This is a genomic window from Algoriphagus antarcticus (genome assembly GCF_002150685.1).
Taxonomy (GTDB): Bacteria; Bacteroidota; Bacteroidia; order Cytophagales; family Cyclobacteriaceae; genus Algoriphagus; species Algoriphagus antarcticus.
In genome coordinates this window covers 14797-32311 of the sequence record NZ_MSSW01000057.1, presented here as the reverse complement: position 1 = coordinate 32311, position 17515 = coordinate 14797, and the positions used below count along the sequence as shown (strand labels likewise).

The 17515-nt window shown below is 40.4% G+C and carries 20 protein-coding genes; 9 read left to right on the top strand and 11 right to left on the bottom strand.

Going from position 1 to position 17515, the window contains the following annotated elements:
- Window positions 1-175: 175 nt before the first annotated feature.
- From miaB to secG, 5 genes are read left to right on the top strand one after another with little or no spacing between them, the layout of a single operon-like run.
- Window positions 176-1651, top strand: coding sequence for a tRNA (N6-isopentenyl adenosine(37)-C2)-methylthiotransferase MiaB (gene miaB, locus BVH04_RS18395; protein ID WP_086542939.1), 1476 nt, complete (start codon window positions 176-178; stop codon window positions 1649-1651).
- Window positions 1651-2940: a sigma-54 interaction domain-containing protein gene (locus BVH04_RS18390; RefSeq protein ID WP_086542938.1), complete on the top strand. Its 1290-nt coding sequence runs from the start codon at window positions 1651-1653 to the stop codon at window positions 2938-2940. The genes miaB and BVH04_RS18390 overlap by 1 nt, the downstream gene beginning before the upstream one ends.
- Window positions 2924-3463 carry an LPS assembly lipoprotein LptE gene (gene lptE / locus BVH04_RS18385; RefSeq protein ID WP_086542937.1) on the top strand — a complete coding sequence of 180 codons (540 nt, stop codon included), beginning with the start codon at window positions 2924-2926 and terminating at the stop codon, window positions 3461-3463. The genes BVH04_RS18390 and lptE overlap by 17 nt, the downstream gene beginning before the upstream one ends.
- Window positions 3464-3496: 33 nt before the next feature.
- Window positions 3497-4201, top strand: coding sequence for a hypothetical protein (locus BVH04_RS18380; RefSeq protein WP_086542936.1), 705 nt, complete (start codon window positions 3497-3499; stop codon window positions 4199-4201).
- Between the two features lie 12 nt (window positions 4202-4213).
- On the top strand, window positions 4214-4579 hold the full coding sequence (gene secG / locus BVH04_RS18375) for a preprotein translocase subunit SecG (RefSeq protein WP_086542935.1): 366 nt from the start codon (window positions 4214-4216) through the stop codon (window positions 4577-4579).
- Window positions 4580-4800: 221 nt separating this feature from the next.
- Here the strand turns inward: secG and BVH04_RS18370 are convergent, their stop codons facing one another.
- Window positions 4801-5511, bottom strand: coding sequence for a hypothetical protein (locus BVH04_RS18370; RefSeq protein WP_086542934.1), 711 nt, complete (start codon window positions 5509-5511; stop codon window positions 4801-4803).
- 215 nt (window positions 5512-5726) lie between these two features.
- On the opposite strand from BVH04_RS18370, the gene BVH04_RS18365 reads away from it, so the two are divergent.
- From BVH04_RS18365 to BVH04_RS18355, 3 genes are all read left to right on the top strand, one after another.
- On the top strand, window positions 5727-6005 hold the full coding sequence (locus BVH04_RS18365) for a co-chaperone GroES (RefSeq protein WP_086542933.1): 279 nt from the start codon (window positions 5727-5729) through the stop codon (window positions 6003-6005).
- A 39-nt stretch (window positions 6006-6044) separates the two neighbouring features.
- Window positions 6045-7673 (top strand): chaperonin GroEL, encoded by a 1629-nt coding sequence (gene groL / locus BVH04_RS18360; RefSeq protein ID WP_086542932.1) that lies wholly within the window; start codon window positions 6045-6047, stop codon window positions 7671-7673.
- 172 nt (window positions 7674-7845) lie between these two features.
- The gene (locus BVH04_RS18355; RefSeq protein WP_086542931.1) at window positions 7846-8238 is read left to right on the top strand and encodes a response regulator; all 393 of its coding nucleotides are present in this window, start codon (window positions 7846-7848) and stop codon (window positions 8236-8238) included.
- An 8-nt stretch (window positions 8239-8246) separates the two neighbouring features.
- Here BVH04_RS18355 and BVH04_RS18350 read toward each other — a convergent pair whose 3' ends face one another.
- From BVH04_RS18350 to BVH04_RS18335, 4 genes are all read right to left on the bottom strand, one after another.
- Complete coding sequence (locus BVH04_RS18350; RefSeq protein ID WP_086542930.1) at window positions 8247-9377, bottom strand: serine hydrolase domain-containing protein; 1131 nt, start codon at window positions 9375-9377, stop codon at window positions 8247-8249.
- Window position 9378: 1 nt separating this feature from the next.
- Window positions 9379-10887 carry a S10 family peptidase gene (locus BVH04_RS18345; protein WP_086542929.1) on the bottom strand — a complete coding sequence of 503 codons (1509 nt, stop codon included), beginning with the start codon at window positions 10885-10887 and terminating at the stop codon, window positions 9379-9381.
- Between the two features lie 70 nt (window positions 10888-10957).
- Window positions 10958-12235, bottom strand: coding sequence for a metal-dependent hydrolase family protein (locus BVH04_RS18340; protein ID WP_086542928.1), 1278 nt, complete (start codon window positions 12233-12235; stop codon window positions 10958-10960).
- Window positions 12236-12280: 45 nt separating this feature from the next.
- Window positions 12281-12688, bottom strand: coding sequence for a GNAT family N-acetyltransferase (locus BVH04_RS18335; protein WP_086542927.1), 408 nt, complete (start codon window positions 12686-12688; stop codon window positions 12281-12283).
- A gap of 25 nt (window positions 12689-12713) precedes the next feature.
- Between BVH04_RS18335 and BVH04_RS18330 the strand changes: the two genes are divergently transcribed.
- Window positions 12714-12974 carry a hypothetical protein gene (locus BVH04_RS18330; protein WP_086542926.1) on the top strand — a complete coding sequence of 87 codons (261 nt, stop codon included), beginning with the start codon at window positions 12714-12716 and terminating at the stop codon, window positions 12972-12974.
- A gap of 6 nt (window positions 12975-12980) precedes the next feature.
- Here BVH04_RS18330 and BVH04_RS18325 read toward each other — a convergent pair whose 3' ends face one another.
- The 6 genes from BVH04_RS18325 to BVH04_RS18300 form a co-directional block, all read right to left on the bottom strand.
- Window positions 12981-13271 carry a GNAT family N-acetyltransferase gene (locus tag BVH04_RS18325; protein ID WP_086542925.1) on the bottom strand — a complete coding sequence of 97 codons (291 nt, stop codon included), beginning with the start codon at window positions 13269-13271 and terminating at the stop codon, window positions 12981-12983.
- A gap of 38 nt (window positions 13272-13309) precedes the next feature.
- On the bottom strand, window positions 13310-13696 hold the full coding sequence (locus BVH04_RS18320; RefSeq protein WP_086542924.1) for a VOC family protein: 387 nt from the start codon (window positions 13694-13696) through the stop codon (window positions 13310-13312).
- Between the two features lie 229 nt (window positions 13697-13925).
- Window positions 13926-14750: a hypothetical protein gene (locus BVH04_RS18315; RefSeq protein WP_086542923.1), complete on the bottom strand. Its 825-nt coding sequence runs from the start codon at window positions 14748-14750 to the stop codon at window positions 13926-13928.
- A 50-nt stretch (window positions 14751-14800) separates the two neighbouring features.
- The gene (locus BVH04_RS18310; protein ID WP_394335238.1) at window positions 14801-16057 is read right to left on the bottom strand and encodes a DEAD/DEAH box helicase; all 1257 of its coding nucleotides are present in this window, start codon (window positions 16055-16057) and stop codon (window positions 14801-14803) included.
- Window positions 16058-16178: 121 nt separating this feature from the next.
- Window positions 16179-16547 carry a DUF2116 family Zn-ribbon domain-containing protein gene (locus BVH04_RS18305; protein WP_086542922.1) on the bottom strand — a complete coding sequence of 123 codons (369 nt, stop codon included), beginning with the start codon at window positions 16545-16547 and terminating at the stop codon, window positions 16179-16181.
- A gap of 99 nt (window positions 16548-16646) precedes the next feature.
- Entirely contained in the window at window positions 16647-17501 is an 855-nt protein-coding gene (locus BVH04_RS18300) for a hypothetical protein (protein WP_086542921.1), read from the bottom strand.
- Between the last annotated feature and the right edge of the window lie 14 nt (window positions 17502-17515).

The window sequence follows — 17515 nt, the reverse complement described above, 5'->3', positions numbered from 1 at the left end:
ACAATTGTCCTTAGTAAAAGCACTACTTGCCTTCTTTTAACCCCACTAGTCCACGTCATTTTTTTCCAATAGACAGTAAATCATCTTAAAAGAACAAAATAAAGAATAAGACATTCTGCCATTTTGTCCGCGTTTTCTTAATTTCGCCAACAGAAAGAAGGAACGAAGAAGGTACATGAACAATTTAATTGCAGACATAGACATCATCCCAGGAGAAGAAGCACAAGCGTGTGACTTCAAAACCACTGTAGATGAACATACCGGCAAAACCAGAAAACTCTATATTGAGAGCTATGGTTGCGCTATGAATTTCGCAGATTCAGAAGTTGTTGCGGCTATTATGAAAGAAGGAGGGTTTGATACAACTTCAGATTTTTATCAGGCAGATGTAATTTTTCTCAACACTTGCTCTATTCGGGAAAAAGCAGAGCAAACAGTAAGAAAGCGCCTCACCGATTTTCAAAGAGCCAAAAAAAGCAAACCAGAAATGACCATTGGCGTGCTGGGATGCATGGCAGAGCGACTGAAAGAAAAATTTCTCGAGGAAGAAAAAATCGTGGATATCGTCGTAGGTCCTGACGCTTATCGTGATCTTCCAAATCTTCTTTCTATAGCGGAAGAGGGGCAGAAAGCAGTAAACACCTTTCTTTCCCGTGAGGAAACTTATGCTGATATCTCCCCTGTTCGCCTGAATTCCAATGGTGTGACGGCATTTGTATCTATCATGCGTGGATGTGACAATATGTGCTCCTTCTGCGTGGTTCCTTTCACACGCGGAAGAGAAAGAAGCCGTGATCCCTATTCTATCGTCGAGGAAGCAAAAGACCTTTTCTCCAAAGGATATAAGGAAGTCACCTTACTCGGTCAAAATGTAGATAGCTACAAATGGTCTCCTGAAGAGAACAATAAAGCAAGACTGAACAGAAAAGAAGAGGATGTAACTACGGTAGTCAATTTTGCCAATTTATTGGAAATGGTTGCTTTGGTAGATCCATCTCTTAGAGTACGATTCTCTACTTCTCATCCCAAGGATATCACTGACGACGTCTTGTACACGATGAAAAAGTACGACAACATCTGCAAATACATTCATTTGCCGGCTCAAAGTGGTAACTCACGTGTATTGGAAATGATGAATAGAACTTATGATAGGGAATGGTACCTGGAGCGAGTTTCCAAAATCAGAGAGATTCTAGGCGAAGAATGCGGGATTTCATCCGATATGATCACTGGATTCTGTAGCGAAACGGAAGAAGAGCATCAAGACACGCTTTCTTTGATGGACATCGTGAAATTCGATTTTTCTTACATGTTCTTCTATTCTGAAAGACCAGGGACCTTGGCTGCGAAAAAATACCCAGATGATATTTCATTAGAAGTGAAAAAGAGGAGACTGTCCGAAGTGATCAAAAAGCAAAGTGCATCTTCTCTTGAGAGAAATAAGCTTGACCTAGGAAAAGAGCAAATAATGCTAGTCGAAGGCCCTTCCAAGAAATCAGAAGATGACTTCAAAGGTAGAAACTCTGCAAATAAAGTAGTGATCGTACCTGCTGGAAACTACTCTAAAGGTGATTACCTCACAGTGAAAATCATCGATTGTACTCCAGCTACACTTTTTGGTGAGGTGCTTGAAATAAATCCGAAAAATTAATGATTACAAATCCGGAAATACAAAGCGTGAAACAGCGCTTCGGGATCATCGGCAATAGTCCTCTGCTGAATCACGCGATCCAAGTGGCTATGCAAGCGGCTCCTACCGACATGACTGTGCTGATCACTGGTGAAAGTGGAAGTGGAAAAGAGAGTTTTTCCAAGATCATTCATTCGCTCAGTGTTCGCAAGCATGGTAAATTTATCGCAATTAACTGCGGGGCGATTCCCGAAGGCACGATTGATTCCGAGCTTTTCGGTCATGAAAAAGGCTCTTTCACCGGTGCTCATGAAGCCAGAAAAGGATATTTCGAAGTTACTGATGGTGGGTCTATTTTCTTAGACGAAATCGGCGAAATGCCTTTGGGAACTCAATCCAGATTACTTCGGGTGCTGGAAAATGGCGAATTTATAAAAGTAGGTTCCTCAAAAGTCCTCAAAACAAATGTCCGCGTAATCACTGCTACCAATGTCAAGCTTCTCAATGCCGTAGAAAAAGGCAAGTTCAGAGAAGACCTTTATTACAGACTCAATACAGTTCCGATTTTTGTGCCACCACTCAGAGAGCGTGGAGAAGATGTGGTTTTACTTTTTAGGAAATTCACTTCTGACTTTTCGGAAAAATACCATGTACGCCCAGTTTCACTGGATAATGAAGCTCAGGCCGTCTTGATGCGCTATTCTTTTCCAGGCAATATTCGTCAGCTGAAAAATATTGCGGAGCAAATCTCTCTCTTGGAAAGTGAGCGGGAAGTAGATGCTGCTACTTTGGCAAAGTACTTACCCTCAGACAACTCCCGCCTTCCGATGACGCTCCCTAGCATGTCAAAAAATAGCGATTCTTCAGATTTCTCAGAAAGAGATTTGTTGTATAAAGTGCTTTTTGACATGAAAAAAGATATGAATGATTTGAAAAAACTCGTGCTGGAAACCTATCAAAATGGCGGGCTATCACATAACATCATTCAAAAGCATCAGGGACTTTTCGAAGACATGGATAGCGGATTGACTACCAAAGAAAGTACGGAATCCAATCCTAGTTACGTTCCTTTAGTGATCGATTCCAAAAAATCAAATTCAACTAGTGACGATGATTATGGGGATGATGCCATAGAGGACATTATTCATGAGGAAGACGACAATTCACTTTCTCTTGAAAAGAAGGAAAAAGAAATGATTCTCAGAGCTTTGCGCAAGCATAACAATAAGAGAAAATACGCAGCTAATGATCTGGGGATATCAGAACGCACACTTTACAGAAAGATCAAGCAATATGAGATCGACCAATAAGATTACCCTCTTTGCACTTGGACTGGTCTTTATCCTATTTCAAAGCTGTTCGGTCAAATACAGCTTTACAGGCACGAATATCGATTACAACTTGGTGAAGACCTTTACTGTGGATAATTTCTTCAACGATTCTGGTGGAGGCCCTGCGAACGTAGAGCAGAGATTCACCGAAGCACTCAAAGAATATTACCAGAGAAATACCCAACTGGAGCTAGTCCGAACAAACGGGAACTTGCAGTTCATGGGGGCGATCACACGGTATTCAGTTACGCCGCAAGCGCCGGTAACGAGTAGTGACCCCAATCTTCCCGATCGTGCAGGCACTATGCGCCTGACGATATTCGTAGATGTGGAATATATCAACACTGCGAATGAAGAGGAAAATCTAAAAAGAGCATTCTCATTTTTCAAGGATTATGATCCAAGAACTACTACTTTCCTCGATGTGGAAAATGAGCTGGTAGATGAGATTTTCACAACCATCATTCAAGATATCTTCACTGCCACCGTTGCTAACTGGTAATTTGCCTATATTCAAGCCTAAAGAAATATTCACGTGAACTCAAGTCAATTTTTAGAAATAATCCAAAAAGCAGATCCCTTAGAGCGCATGGATATCCTGCAGTTGCAAAAGATGCAAGAGAACTTTCCCTACTTTCAAATTCCCCATGTTCTCATAGCTCGATATGAGTATCTAGAAGATGCCGCCAAATCAACACCGTCTCTAGGATATGCTGCTATCACAAGCCCGGATAGAAGTTGGCTGAAAATTTTAATTGAAAAAAAGGAAGAAGAGGTAGTCGTATCAAAAGTAATTTCTCTAGCAGCTGAAATAAAAGTTGAAGCAGAAACTCTCAATACACCAGAAACCAATGAGACAGAAGTAAAATCAGAACCTGCTAAACCAAAGCTGCAAAGAAGAAAACCTCCGAAAGATGACCTCTTAGAGACGATCAAAAGAAAAGATAAAAGGGAAATTCTTGACGAGAAAAAGAAGGAGCAGATCGACATGATTAGGGCTTTCAGCAAAAAATCAATCAAAATGGCGACCATCAAAGAGATCGAGGCAAATCAAAACCACGAAAATCTCGCAGCTGCCAGCACAAAGATCAATGATAAATTAATCTCAGAATCCTACGCTAAGATTCTTGCCAACCAAGGCAAGAAGCAGTTAGCCAAAGAAATTTATGAGAAATTGGTATTGAAGTTTCCGGATAAAAGGACTTACTTTGCGGACTTGATTGAAAAACTGAAAGATTAACACCCACATTATATGTTTATTTTATTGATTACAATTATTCTAATTCTAGCAGTATTGCTGATCTTAGTGATCTTAGGCCAGAATTCTAAAGGTGGAGTTGGAGCAGCATTTGGTGGTAATGCTACTCAAATCATGGGTGTAACCCGTACCGGAAATGTACTTGAGAAAGCTACTTGGGTATTGGCAATTTCTATTCTTGTGCTTTCGTTGGCATCTTCTGCTTTCTACACAGGATCACAATCCAACCAATTCTCCTCACCAAATATTGAGAATGCCAAACAGCAAGTGGTAGCTCCTACTTTTGGTGAGTCTGAAAGCTTGCTCCCTGCGGCTACTGAAGAAACGCAAGCTGAGCCTGACACTACTTCAGGTAACTAAAATAGAATAGCTTAAAAAAAAAAGTCTGCTCCGCAACGAGCAGACTTTTTTTTTGAAAGATTTTTAATCACGGAGCACACGGAGGTTTCACGGAGATCCACAGAGAAGGTCTGAGCGATTTCAGCCTGAGCGAAGTCGAAGGCCCGTATACCCAATCCTGAAATCGGTTCTCTCTTTCATCCTTCTGAGTGAAGCCATTCATAAATAATTTGTTAATAAACTTACACAGTAACAGACTTCAGCAAAAGTCTCTTGCTGATAGGAATTAGTGTTTCTTCGATTGGGAATTCTTGCTGACTGTGAATTCTCCAGGTAGCCGGATTTGGCAGCTCTTTGATCTCTCGGACCAGATCCATTTTAATTTTTTCAAGGGTGTTGACCAAGCTGCGTTGAAATACACCAATCAGCCACATACTGATGCTACGGAACTTTTCACCGGCAAAATGGAGCAAACTTGATTTGTAGCGAAAGGCATGAATTTCATTCTTTTTCTCCCTAGACATCAAAATATAACCTTCCTGATTATAAATTGGGACGATGCCTACAGGCTCAAATTCCAATTGATCTTCGACATAATCATAAATCGTCCTCCCCTCTTCGATCTGCGAGACTAACTTCGGCAATGCAAATTCAGTGATCATGGAAAGCTCCTTCATCAGAGTGTCCTCGCTTACTTTGGATTGGTAATTCAGCTTGCCTTTCTGAAAGTCAATAGAATCCAATCTCTTTGGAAAAAGCTTGCTAAGTTCGATACTATCAGATTTCAATTCATTCAAGTCTCGATAGTGATCTATCAGTTCGCTGAGCACAGGGTAAAGCTTCATCTCATTGAAGTGCTTGTTAGTTTCTTGCAAATAGGCAAGCAGTTGATATTTTTTAAACTCAAAATCGATGAGACCTTCGGTGATCCAGTTTTTCGGAAGTGTTGTCATAGCTTATAGGTTTGATAATAAATTACGAAATTCTGACAAGTTTGAAGCCTTCCTCACAAAAATGGCAGTCCTCACTGCCATGAAAATCCCATATCGCCACCGGATTCCCCAACATTGACAGCCGATTTGTCAGCCTTTGCCCCTATTGCTTCCTTGGCACAAGAAGTGTTAATAGGCAATTACATTTTAATCTAACCTTTAAACGAATTTATACTATGTCAAATGTGAACATCAAACCTCTTGCAGATAGAGTTTTGGTACAACCTGCTGCAGCTGAAGAGAAAACAGCTTCTGGACTTTACATTCCAGATACCGCTAAAGAAAAACCACAAAAAGGTACTGTAGTGGCAGTAGGAAATGGCAAAAAAGATGAGCCTTTAACAGTTAAAGTTGGAGACACTGTATTGTACGGAAAATACTCCGGCACAGAACTCAGTGTAGAAGGAAGCGACTACCTCATCATGAGAGAGTCAGACATCTTTGCAATCCTTTAATTAATCAACCCTAATCGTTAACCAAAATATTTTAACAATATGGCTAAGCAATTATTTTTCAATACAAGTGCAAGAGATCAGCTGAAAAAAGGCGTAGATGCTCTTGCAGATGCAGTAAAAGTGACTTTGGGACCAAAAGGTCGTAACGTTATTATCGATAAAAAATTTGGCGCTCCTACTATCACTAAAGATGGTGTTTCTGTAGCTAAAGAAATCGAATTATCCGAGCCAATCGAAAACATGGGCGCACAGCTCGTGAAAGAAGTAGCTTCAAAAACTGCTGACGATGCTGGTGACGGTACTACTACTGCTACTGTTCTTGCTCAATCTATCTTCGGTGTAGGTATCAAAAACGTAGCTGCCGGAGCTAATCCAATGGATCTTAAAAGAGGTATTGACAAAGCAGTATCTGCAGTTGTCAAGCAACTTCAAGCTGATTCTAAGCAAATCTCTACTTCTAAAGAAATCGCTCAAGTAGCGACAGTATCTGCAAACAATGACGAGGAAATCGGTACAATGATTTCTAATGCAATGGATAAAGTAGGTAAAGACGGTGTGATCACTGTAGAAGAAGCAAAAGGTACTGAGACTGAAGTGAAAACTGTAGAAGGTATGCAGTTTGACAGAGGTTACCTTTCTCCTTACTTCGTAACTAACACGGAGAAAATGGAAGTTGAGTTGGAGCAGCCGTACATCTTGATCTACGACAAGAAGATCTCATCAATGAAAGAATTGCTTCCAGTTCTTGAGCCAGTAGCTCAGTCTGGTAAGCCTTTGGTAATCATCTCTGAAGACGTGGACGGTGAAGCGCTTGCTACGCTCGTAGTGAACAAAATCAGAGGTGCTCTGAAAGTGGCTGCTGTAAAAGCTCCAGGTTTCGGCGACAGAAGAAAAGCTATGTTGGAAGACATCGCAATCCTTACTGGCGGAACAGTGATCTCAGAAGAAAGAGGTTTCAAACTAGAAAACGCAACTATTGATATGCTCGGAAGAGCTGATAAGATCAATATTGACAAAGACAATACTACTATCGTAAATGGTGCTGGAGACAAAGCTGCTATCAAAGGTAGAATCGCTGAAATCAAAGCTCAGATAGACAAAACTACTTCTGACTACGACAGAGAGAAATTGCAGGAAAGACTTGCTAAACTTTCTGGTGGTGTAGCTATCCTTTACATAGGAGCTGCTACTGAAGTGGAAATGAAAGAAAAGAAAGATCGTGTAGATGATGCACTTCACGCAACTAGAGCAGCCGTACAAGAAGGTGTTGTTGTAGGTGGTGGTGTGGCTCTGGTAAGAGCTGCTGAAGCACTAAATGATCTTAAAGGACTCAATGAAGATGAAGATACTGGTATCAACATCATCAGACAGGCTATCGAATCTCCTTTGAGAACCATCGTGGCTAACGCTGGTGGAGAGCCATCTGTAGTGATCAATAATATCAGAGCACACAAAGGTAACTATGGCTACAATGCTAGAACCGATGTTTACGAAGACTTATTCAAAGCTGGTGTAATCGATCCTACTAAAGTAACTCGTCTAGCCCTAGAAAACGCAGCTTCTATAGCAGCGCTTCTCTTGACTACAGAGTGTGTAGTAGCTGATGTGAAAGAAGATGGTCCTGCAATGCCAATGGGTGGCGGAGGAGGAATGGGCGGAATGATGTAATCATCCCCCATAATACTTTAAAAGGAGGTTCTTCGGAACCTCCTTTTTTTTTTCCTGAATAGCAGTATTAAAAAGGTATTAAAATAAAAAAGATAGTTAATCCTTTTTCTTGAATCAGTATTAATTGTACTTTGGCTACACCATAATGCTTTTTCCAATCCTAATCCTCTAAATGATCTATTTTGACACCATTTTTCTAGTGGATGATGATCCCATAAATAACCTTATCAATAAGCGGCTACTAGGGAAAGTCCAAATTACTAATAATATAGTTGAATTTCTCGAAGCTGAAGAAGTATTGGACAAGCTGAATGATATTGACCCAAATCAATCTATTCTTATTTTCCTGGATATTAACATGCCCGTCTTGAATGGCTGGGAATTTCTGGGAAAATATCAAGAGATGTATGCAGACAGATCTGACAAAATAGTAATCCTTTCCAGCTCCATTGATTATCAGGACAGATTCAAAGCCCAAGGATTTAAGATAGTTTCTGGATTTTTGGAAAAACCTCTCACATTGGAAAAAATTAAGTCTCTGATAGAAACCTTCGATCAGACATAACCACGGCCCTACTTGATTACTGGTTTTAGTCTATTCCAGATATCGCTTATCAAAAGGAAAGATACCAGAGAATTCTCACCTGATCCTCCCATCCTTGCTATCACCAAACCTTCTGAAGGTACCACCATCAAAAACTGTCCATTTTTTCCCATCGCCTGATACATGTCCACGGGGCCATTTGGCACGAGCATTCCAGGAAAAATAATTTGAGATTGAGGGAGCATATATGACCCTTGCCCGTTCAGCCAAGTAAGATAACCATAGCTTCTATTTAGATTTTGAGAGGACTTCGATAGCTCATCAAAAAAATCTCCAAACCAAATCTGATTCCCATCCCAATTCCCATCAGCTAGCAGCAAAAGTCCGAATCTGGCAAACGAACGTGCATCGCTGTAAAAAACATTATTAAAGCCTGTCTTTTGCCAAAAACCTTTCATTCCTATTTTACTGCCTAAATTCTCTTCAAAGTATTTTTGAAAACTCATTCCGGAGGCATTTTGAACCACCTGCTCCAACAAGGTATAAGGTGCGTTGTGATATGCCCATCGCTCACCAGGTTCAGCCAGATACCTCAAAGAGGAAGGGTTAGTATCATCTGGATTAGCTACTCCATCATCCAAACCCGTACTCATGGTCAACTGATCAATCAATTGAATATTGCTTTCCTGTATATTATTAAGCGATGTCCATCCTTCACCCAAATACTTCTGAGAATTATCACTTGTTTTAAGCAATTTCTGATTTTCCGCTATCCCTACTAAAGTTGCTGTAATTGTCTTCCCGGCGGAAGCCCAATACCAATAGGAGTTTTGATCCATCTTCCCCACACCGGTAAGCTTATCTCCCCAATACTCTTCTGTAACTATTTTCCCATCTTTTAAAATGATAAAAGCACGGGTATCCTGTGTAGGTAGCCAAGCCAAAAACGCAGCGAATTTTACTCCGTCCCACCCCAGCTCTTGAATTGGTTGCTTCTCCCAGAAAGTGCCTTCATTCGGAGGAAAGTATAAAGTCGATGTCGGGACCGTGGGTTTTTGACCCTCAGCACATGAAAAAATAAATAAAATCCAGCATCCAGAAAGAATAAATCTTGCCAGTTGAGTGCGGGAGTCTTTCTCCAGGATGCTTGACTTTATCATGCTATTTTCTAAGGGTATCTTCTATAAACTTCTTTACATCCTCTCTAAACAGCTTTGCTGAAGGCAAATCAGTGTACATCATATGTCCAGCTTCATAATAAGTCATTTTAATTCGGTCGGAAGCTGACTTAGGTAATCCCAAATGTGCTATTGAATGTTCTACGCCATAAAAAACCGTCGCTAAATCATAATAACCATTAAGAATCAAAACTTCCATATTTGGATCCTTGCTCAGCGCATCAGCCATATCTGGCAATGTCGTCACAGCACCATCTGTCCCCCAATATTGATTACCTCTGTGAGACCAATCCCACTTGAATCCCTCCTTACTGTAAGCAGAAGTGGAATAGTTCAAATCCTTACTTACTCCTAAAGCACCATGGAAATAATCCAGAAAACCCATCGTGTATGCTGGAGAAATCGCATCACTCTGTGGATCAGTAAAAGCACTCATAGACATTGGATCTAGATTTATCCCTTTGTATCTTGAATCCAGACGGCCAACAGTCATTTCTTCATCTCGCAGCAATTCTTGAAAAAACTCTCCTGCGTCCATTTTAAGATCAGCTCTTTTCCAAATATCCGCTCCTACCCCAGTATAGTCCTGCAGTTTCTGTGCGATTGTACCTTCAGCACTTTCGGATAGTTTGTTCCCTTTAAACAAAGCTGGGGCATATTCATTTTCAGTAAACTCCCTGACTTCTTGCACAAAAGCAGGCAAATCTGCCCCCTTATTAGCTACTTTATCATGATACCATGCGGTAGCCGCCATGGTGGGTAAGTAGGCGATGTATGAAATATCTTCTGTTGGGACAAAAAACAAGCTTCTCAGATCAAACACGGAAGAAACCATGATTACTCCGTTCAATGCATAACCCCGATCAAGAAGGTAGCTCATGACCCCCGCATTTCTAAAGGTACCGTAGCTCTCGCCCAAAATATACTTAGGTGAATTCAATCGATCATGCTCTTTCAAAAACTGCATGATGAACAAACTCACGCTTCTAATATCCTGATCTACTCCCCAGAAATCCTTACCTGTAGCCTCTCCGATAGGAATACTCAAGCCAGTACCCACAGGATCCATCATTACTACATCTGCCACATCAAGTATAGAAAACTCATTGTTTGCCAAAGTATAGGGTGCTCCTTGATTATAATTCGGATCATCTATCACGATACGTTTTGGACCCATGATTCCCATATGCAGCCAATAGGAAGAACTGCCAGGACCACCATTATAAGAAAATACAATAGGTCGGTTTTTTTCGGGGTTTTCTTTAAAATATGCAGTAAACCCAAAAAGCGCGATCGGTTTATTATTTTCATCCTTTAATTCGAAGGTCCCTGCCTTTGCATTCAAATTGATGGTTTTCCCGTCGATTACCACCGATTGCTTTGATTCAAAAACCTGAGCTTTTGGATCTTCCTTTTCGGGATTTTCAGTTTTGTCTTGAGCATCAACAAGGAATGAAACAAAAAATAAAACAAGTAGAAGTCTGATTTTCATAGTTTTTAGATTTGAAATAATATAATAGTTAAAAAAAGAAATGGCCTGAATTCAGACCATTTCTTTTTATTTATTTCTTAACAACTTTACCTTCTTTCATGACAAAGACGACATCCTTCATCACTTTGATATCTTGCTCTGGGTCACCATCCACCGCTATTATATCTGCCAGCTTTCCTGGCTCAATAGAGCCTAACTTATCTTCTATTCCCAGAAAAATAGCATTAGTGATGGTAGCCGATTGAATGGCTTCCAGATTTGGCATGCCCACTTCAGTCATATATATGAATTCACGGTAATTGTCTCCATGTGCAAATACACCTGCATCGGTTCCAAAAGCTATCTTCACTCCTTTTTTGTAAGCCTTCCCAAAAGTCTCCTGTATTTGCGCACCGATTCTCTTTGCCTTCTCTGCTACTACAGCTGGATAATAACCTGGAATTTCTGCAAAAGCTGCGGCAGACATGCCCGCAGTTATGGTTGGAACCAGCCAAGTCCCTTTCTCTTTCATCATATCCATTGTCTCTTCAGACATCATAGTGCCATGCTCTATCGAAGTAACTCCAGCTTTGATTGCCCGCTGCATACCTTCATCACCGTGCGCATGAGCAGCTACCATGATCCCGAAATCCGCGGCAGTTTGAACTACTGCATCTAACTCATCCTGGGCAAACTGTGGCGCTGAACCATCTCTCGCTACCGATAAAACACCTCCTGTTGCCGTAACTTTAATCAAATCTGCTCCAAATTTCACCTGCTGACGAACGGCTTTGCGAGCCTCGTATGGTCCGTTGATTACTCCTTCATCCGGACCGGGATCTCTCATCAAATCTCTTCGTACTCCATTTGTAGGATCGGCATGGCCGCCGGTTGGAGCAATAGATTTACCTGCTGTGTATATTCTAGGACCTATTACCTTACCTGAGTTGATAGCATTTCTTAGCGCTATGTTTACGCCTGATCCGCCTAAGTCACGCACAGTAGTAAAGCCAGCCATGATAGTTTTTTCAGCAAAGTGAATTGACCGAAATGCAATATCCGCTTCGTTGTTTCGAAAACCATCGACATATTGGGTGGGGCTGGTTTCGCCTTCAATATGCACATGCATATCCATTAGGCCTGGCATTACCGTTTTATCTTTTAGATCAATCGTGGAATCTTTAGACCCACCACTCTGAAACCCTGGATTAACAGAAATGATTTTGTCAGCTTCTACCACAATTGTCTGTTCACTTAGAATCTTTTTATTCTTTACATCCACAAGTTTACCTGCATGGATATATGTTTTTTGTGCATAAAGGCCGAAAGACAGCATAAGTGCTAGTCCTGTAAGTAGAATTTTTTTCATAAGAATGATTTGGTTGGTAATTACAATAAGCAGTTTAATCAAAAATCAGCATAATTTTTCACCAACCTTCAACTGATAGCAGCGCTCATGTAAGTGAAAACCAAGCTTCTGATAAAAACCAAGTGCATTTTCGGCTGAAAACAGAATTAATCTCGCATCAGGCGCCAAAGTTCTGGCAAACTGAAGCATTCCACGGCCAATCCCTTCACCTTGCCTCTTCGAAACCACCGCAAGGTCTGCAATGAAAGTTCGATATGAGAAATCTGTCAGCGCTCGAAGAACTCCTAAAACCTCCAGTCCTTCCCTTGCCACTATGACCAAGTTAGAATTGACCAACATTCTATTCAAAAGCTCCTGATCATGCATAGGTCGTCTTTTACCCAAACCCGAATCGTTTAGCAAATAGATAAAATCGGCTAGCGACAAGTTCTTTTCTACTTCGTATGAAATCATTACATTGAAGGATAAATAGTTAAAAATGACAGGAGGAGCAGGATTCAGCGTATCAGGAATTAAATCTTCTAAGGAGAATAGAAATTTGGGGAAAATCCGTCCAAAATCCACTAGTCCTGATGGGGTTTCCCGAGAAAAAACCATGAATAAAGCTGATGTTAAAAGCATCGATGAAAGCATCAAGTTCAGAGCTGGCAGATATTCTTCCTCTTCCAAAAGCGGTTATTTCTTTGCGATCATGGTGATCTTAACCTTGGCCTGGATTATTTGGACGCTCTTTATTTAGACTTAGCTAGTTGCGCAAGTCTCTCAGTTCTTCTTTTTTCTCAAACATCGCTTTGGCAAAAGAACAGAGCGGAATGACTTTGATTTCTTCCTTCCGTACATAATCCGCCAGCTCATTTAATAGTTTGAGTCCTATTCCATGACCTTGCATACTTTCATCTACTGCAGTGTGCTCGATGATCATTTTCTTTGGTCCAGCCATCACATAAACCATTTCTGCGAAGCGCTTGGCTTCTTCTTCTATGAAAAATGATCCTCGCTTTCCATCCGTCTCACGTTGAATTTCAAAATTGTTCATGCATTTTAGCTTTTCGCCCTTCCTTTAGTTAACTCATCTTAAACCTCATCCATTGCCTCCCATAGCTCGATCTTGTGTCCATCAGGATCAAGAATATGAACGAACTTGCCGTACTCAGTATCATCGATTTCGTCCAAAATAGTCACTCCTTCAGCTTTCAACTCCTGCACCAATTCGACCAGATTTTCCACCCGGTAATTAATCATAAAATCCTTTTCCGAAGGCTTGAAATACTGGGTATCATCCTTCATGGGTGACCATTGTGTAATACCTTTTTTATTAGAATTTTCGAAATTTCTCCACTCAAAAGTAACTCCATACTGATCCGTGTTTAGTCCCAGATGCTCTTGATACCAAGACTTAGTTTGATCAGGGTCCTTTACTTTGAAAAATATTCCTCCAATTCCTGTGACGCGTTTCTTCATGTGAGTTGATATGGCTTGGTGAGTTGATATGGCTTGGTGAGTTATTAAGGTAAGGAAAAATCAAGTTTACACATTATAAATAATGGTATACCTATCAACAGCTACATCACTTATTGAGGGTGGCAATATTTATTTTCATACTGTAGGTATTGCACTGAACTATCCCACAGCTAATATTTTTTCCCAGATCCTTGACATCCAAATAGTGATCAAAAAGTTTTATTCACTATTAGAATTGAATAGTTAAGTAGGCAATTTTTGATTTTGGGTGAAAGAACACATATAATGTCCCCATATCTCCAAACATAAGAAACTCCTTAGTTTTCCTACTGCCAAGGAATCCTTTTTTCATGATGTTTATTCGCGTTGTTGACGAGATTGAGCAAACAAATTTCATTAGCTCACCAGTTTTAGGACATTTAGGTAGTTCTGGGTATTGATACCAGAGAGGTACTCCACAAAGGTGAATTGGATCAGATTCATTCTCTAATTCCTTAATCGTCACCTCCTCAGTAGCATCAAATGCTATTGAACTGAGTTCCTTTTCAGGACTATATTCAGATTTGTTAGTTTCATTGAATAGTTCAGGCTTAAGTTCATCTGCATAATCGATGAAAGTTGGATCATGATAGAAGTCTAGTGGATAGAATAAATGTAATTTGTCTAGCCCAATCCAAGAAAAATATTCGTCTTTACAATCTAGTTGTCCCAGATAAAATGGTTTAAAACTATCGTCTGTAAGGATTTTCAACTCGTCAGGCATCTTGCCACCAAGCTGATGCTTTCCTGGATTTGAAGGTTTAAGCCAAAAGAGCTTATGAGGTTTTACTTCGGGTATCAAGAATTCTAAAGGCCCAGAAACCTTTTCATCTCCTGGCTGATTTAAGATTTCAATGATTTTTCCGTTGTCTGTTTTTATTTCTAGCCCCGATTGAATTCCCGTAAATACTTCAAATCCACTCTTGGTTAAACTATGCTGAATTATGAAATTTCTTAGTTCTTCTTCGTCATTGAAGTTTACCTCCCAACCACCTAAATAAATACTTTTGTCCATTTGTATTCTAAACCAAATAAATACTAATATTAACGACCTTAAACCAACCCCTAATTCGCTTCCTCGATCTTTACCTTCACTTTCTTAACCCGCTCGTTTTTCAGTTTCGGCATTAGCTTTTGTGCCAAATTACTTTTCACAGCCACATAGGATGCAAAATCCATGATCGTGATCAAGCCGATCTCAGCACTAGTTAGTCCGCCTTTTTTGGTGAGCATCCCGACGATATCACCCTTGCTGACTTTATCTTTTTTGCCTGCACTTACATAGAGGCAAGTCCATTCTTGAGGTACAGGCGGAACGAGCTTTTCTCCCACCTTATATTCTTCTATGAACTCTTCAATATAATCTGGTCTAGCCTCATCATTTGCCAAGATCAAATAGGACTGCCCTTCCGCATGCATCCTGGCAGTCCGCCCATTTCTATGGATAAATGCATCTTCTTTTGGAGGCAACTGATAATGAACTATATGCTTGATCTCAGGAATATCCAACCCTCGAGAAGCCAAATCTGTAGCAATCAATAAATTGGTAACCTTGCTCCGGAATCGGATCAGGTTCTTTTCCCGATCTATTTGCTCCAATCCGCCATGCAAAACCGAGTGAAAATAATTATAGTCGTTGAGCAAAATGCTCAATCGATCCACAGCATCTCGGTGATTGCAAAAAACGATGCAGGATTCCTCCTGAAAACCAGCCACCAGCCGCATCAGATTTTCGCCTTTTTCCTTGCTTGAACTATGAACGACCTTGAGTTCCAACTTGGACTCAACCACATCCTTGAGGAAATTGACTGTACGATGATCCACAAATGGAAGAAAATCAGGCAACCTTTTCAACATCGTGGCGGAGGTAAGCAAATGTCTTTGTTGCCCATTAAGTGCGCCAAAAATCACCTTCAACTGCTCATGAAATCCCATTTGCAGAGACTTGTCAAATTCATCCAACACCACAGTTTGGATAGTTTTCGGATCAAAAGAGCCTCTTTCTATGTGATCAGCCAATCTTCCTGGAGTACCAATAATCACATCTGGCGCTTCACCCAAACTGTTTGATTCCAATTTGGAGGAATGCCCTCCATAAACCGTACTGACTCTAAAAGAAGTTTTCATGCCTTTGAAAACCTGCTCAATTTGAATCGCCAATTCACGGGATGGCACAATGATCAGCGCCTGCACTTCTCGGATATTTTCCTTGAGGGAATTCAATAGAGGAATCAAAAAGGCAACAGTCTTACCTGAGCCAGTTGGAGATAAAAGTACGAGATGAGGATTTTTGGCTGCTCTTGAGATGAACTCCGTTTGCATTTCATTGAGGCTTTCAATTGAAAGACTTTGGAGATACTGGGCGGTGGATTCTGTTTGTTTTTCTGACACCCTCAAAAGTACCCAATTCCTTTGAGCAATGTGCTCAAATCAGTCCAAGAGGCTAAACTTCCTTTCCTTTCACCACCAAAAACCAATCGCCTTCCAACGCCAAATACCCATAATCATAGCAGTAATGATAGAGATTTCCCTTTTTGGTTTCATAGAGATGCGTAAAATATCTGAACTGAAAACCATCACTAAGTAGACGAGCACGAGTTGATTTGGCCATCTCCTCTCCTGCTGGAATAATCTCCTCCAAAATATTCCTGTTCTTTTTCAGGCTGTGGTTGACCCGTCGGATGTAATTTGTGGATAGCGCATTTTGCTGATTGTTGTAGGTATTGCGGCATTGATCATCACAGAATTTCTTGTCGATTCTGCCTTGAATCACTTCACTACAATTCAAACAATATTTTTTCTCGATTGCCATTTTTAAAAAGTTTAGAGAATTTAGATAAATAGTTTCAAAAAAAATAGTGAAGAGCGAAAATCTCAACCCCTCACCTTATTATGGTTTACTAATTATTTATCAATTGAACCTATATGCAAAACCCGTTGCAACTGTGAGAAAGTGAAGCCAATTCTTCACATATCCATCACCTGGTCCTGGTTCATCCTCTGAAGTGCCTACTGCTCCTCCACCCAAATAGCGCAAATTGAAAAATGTATTGACGTTGGAAGTAACTTTTAATCCCGCTCTCAAACTTGCATCCAGGATCGCTCCTTTCACTTCATTATCACTCCCGTTCAAATAGCTAATTGGCGCATAGATGCCATCTGCCTCAAGTTCCAGATATACTAGCTCACTCAGATTACTTCTAGCTCTGACTTTCAGCGCAGGGACCACACCTACATCTCGGTTAGTGCGAAAGCGCGTACCATCTGTTGACTCAAACGTTATCGTTGCATTTCTTAGCTGAACACTTCCGCCTACTGCCAAGTCAAACTTTGGTTTGTTGGGAAGCAATTCCCTCAAATAACTTATCCTGTAAAAAGGAAAATTATATAATAAATCTACGCTGCTGTTTGCAGGAAAAGTCAAATTATCTACCACTAAATCTTCATTGAGCAAAACCTGCGTTTGAATTGTCAGGGGTTGATATAAAAGGATAAATGTATTTCGTTCTTTTATATCCAGTTCCAGAGAAAGCCGACCCACAGGAAAAAGCACATTTTGACCACCATCTTTTTTATAGTCGAAGTAGGTTCCATTTTGTCCAAATTGTACTTTATGACTCAAAACTGCCAAAAAGCCTAATTCAGCTACAGCTCTAAACTCGTAATCTTTTTTTTCTTTCTTTCGAAAAGAATCTAGATTTTGTGAAAAAGCTGAGATACTTGAAAATAAGAGAAAGAGGGGTAAGATAATCTTTAGAAAGTTCATAATTAAGGCCATTT

Coding starts and splice junctions, on each gene's coding strand:
- miaB (WP_086542939.1), top strand. CDS start 176: ATGAACAATTTAATTGCAGACATAGACATCATCCCAGGAGAAGAAGCA.
- BVH04_RS18390 (WP_086542938.1), top strand. CDS start 1,651: ATGATTACAAATCCGGAAATACAAAGCGTGAAACAGCGCTTCGGGATC.
- lptE (WP_086542937.1), top strand. CDS start 2,924: ATGAGATCGACCAATAAGATTACCCTCTTTGCACTTGGACTGGTCTTT.
- secG (WP_086542935.1), top strand. CDS start 4,214: ATGTTTATTTTATTGATTACAATTATTCTAATTCTAGCAGTATTGCTG.
- BVH04_RS18370 (WP_086542934.1), bottom strand. CDS start 5,511: ATGACAACACTTCCGAAAAACTGGATCACCGAAGGTCTCATCGATTTT.
- BVH04_RS18365 (WP_086542933.1), top strand. CDS start 5,727: ATGTCAAATGTGAACATCAAACCTCTTGCAGATAGAGTTTTGGTACAA.
- groL (WP_086542932.1), top strand. CDS start 6,045: ATGGCTAAGCAATTATTTTTCAATACAAGTGCAAGAGATCAGCTGAAA.
- BVH04_RS18355 (WP_086542931.1), top strand. CDS start 7,846: ATGATCTATTTTGACACCATTTTTCTAGTGGATGATGATCCCATAAAT.
- BVH04_RS18350 (WP_086542930.1), bottom strand. CDS start 9,377: ATGATAAAGTCAAGCATCCTGGAGAAAGACTCCCGCACTCAACTGGCA.
- BVH04_RS18345 (WP_086542929.1), bottom strand. CDS start 10,887: ATGAAAATCAGACTTCTACTTGTTTTATTTTTTGTTTCATTCCTTGTT.
- BVH04_RS18340 (WP_086542928.1), bottom strand. CDS start 12,235: ATGAAAAAAATTCTACTTACAGGACTAGCACTTATGCTGTCTTTCGGC.
- BVH04_RS18335 (WP_086542927.1), bottom strand. CDS start 12,688: ATGATTTCATACGAAGTAGAAAAGAACTTGTCGCTAGCCGATTTTATC.
- BVH04_RS18330 (WP_086542926.1), top strand. CDS start 12,714: ATGACAGGAGGAGCAGGATTCAGCGTATCAGGAATTAAATCTTCTAAG.
- BVH04_RS18325 (WP_086542925.1), bottom strand. CDS start 13,271: ATGAACAATTTTGAAATTCAACGTGAGACGGATGGAAAGCGAGGATCA.
- BVH04_RS18320 (WP_086542924.1), bottom strand. CDS start 13,696: ATGAAGAAACGCGTCACAGGAATTGGAGGAATATTTTTCAAAGTAAAG.
- BVH04_RS18315 (WP_086542923.1), bottom strand. CDS start 14,750: ATGGACAAAAGTATTTATTTAGGTGGTTGGGAGGTAAACTTCAATGAC.
- BVH04_RS18310 (WP_394335238.1), bottom strand. CDS start 16,057: ATGCAAACGGAGTTCATCTCAAGAGCAGCCAAAAATCCTCATCTCGTA.
- BVH04_RS18305 (WP_086542922.1), bottom strand. CDS start 16,547: ATGGCAATCGAGAAAAAATATTGTTTGAATTGTAGTGAAGTGATTCAA.
- BVH04_RS18300 (WP_086542921.1), bottom strand. CDS start 17,501: ATGAACTTTCTAAAGATTATCTTACCCCTCTTTCTCTTATTTTCAAGT.